The organism is Pseudonocardia bannensis, from assembly GCF_012911875.1.
Lineage (GTDB): Bacteria > Actinomycetota > Actinomycetes > Mycobacteriales > Pseudonocardiaceae > Pseudonocardia > Pseudonocardia bannensis.
Window position 1 is genome coordinate 1 of the sequence record NZ_JAAXKZ010000264.1, and the last position, 1,303, is coordinate 1,303.

1 pseudogene is annotated in these 1,303 nt (G+C 70.4%); it reads left to right on the forward strand.

Annotated features, from left to right (window positions below):
• Positions 1–160: 160 nt before the first annotated feature.
• Positions 161–1,179: pseudogene (locus HF519_RS30085) on the forward strand (IS256 family transposase); the annotation flags it as partial.
• Positions 1,180–1,303: the final 124 nt, after the last annotated feature.

Sequence of the window (1,303 nt, forward strand, 5' to 3'; positions counted from 1 at the left end):
GTGGCCAAGCCGTCCGAGCCATCAGCGGCACCACCGCGTCAGCCATACCCCGCGCCCCTGGGCCTCACGGCCATACGCACTGGCCAGTTCAACCCGGGACGGAACCGTAGGGCCACCGCGTGATCCTTCGAGTGCCTGGGTTCTCGAGGGAGGAGACGCGATGGCCGCGTCAGACAGTGTGAACGATGTAGCGGGCTGGTTGGACGAGCGGCTCGCTGGGGCGAACCCGAATCTGTTGCGGGTGGTGATCAAGCAGTTCGCGGAGACATTGATGGCCGCCGAAGCCGATGCCGCCTGCGGGGCTGGCTACCGCGAACGGTCCGAGGGGCGGGTGAACTCCCGCAACGGCTACCGGCTGCGGGATGGGGACACCCGGGCCGGGAGCGTGGAGCTCGCGATCCCGAAGCTGCGGTCCGGGACCTACTTCCCGCAGTGGCTGCTCGAGCGGCGCCGCCGCGCCGAGCAAGCATTGGTCTCGGTCGTGGCCACGAGCTATCTGCTCGGAGTCTCGACCCGCAGGGTGGAGAAGCTCGTCGCTCAACTCGGGATCGCGTCGTTGTCGAAGTCGCAGGTCAGCGAGATGGCCAAGAGCCTCGACGCACAGGTCGAGGCGTTCCGGTCGCGCCCGTTGGACGCCGGCCCGTACACGTTCCTGTGGTTGGACGCGCTGACCCAGAAGGTCCGGGAGAACGGCCGCACGGTGATCGTGCACGCCCTGGTCGCGGTCGGGGTCACCGCCGAGGGCCAGCGCGAGGTGCTGGGTCTGGACGTGGTGTCGGGTGAGGACGGGGCGGGCTGGCCGGCGTTGCTGCGCTCGCTGGTCGCTGTCAGGGCTGTCCGGGGTGGCGTCGGTGACCTCCGACAGCCATCGGGGCCTGGTCGCGGCGGTCGAGGCGACCCTGCCGGGGGCGTCCTGGCAACGGGTGCAGAACCCACTACGCCCGCAACGTGGCCACTCGGGTGCCGAGGTCCGCGCAGCCGTGGGTACCGACCTTGGTGCGCACGATCGTCGATCAGCCGGACAGCGCAGAGGTGCACGCCCAGTTCGGTCGGGTCGTCGAGGGGCTCGAGGTGAAGTTCCCGGCGGCGACCGCCCATCTCGACGCCGCGCGGACGGACCTGCTGGCGTTCACCGGGTTCCCGCGGGAGCTCTGGCGCCAGATCTGGTCGAACAATCCGGTGCGCCACGAGGCGCTATGTGACCGCGCGGAGATGGAAGGGCTCCGCCTTCGGGTCGTCGCAGCGGCCTGATGAAGCTGGGGGCAGCCGCGCTCGGGAGGTGCCGGGTGGCGGTGGGAGCAGC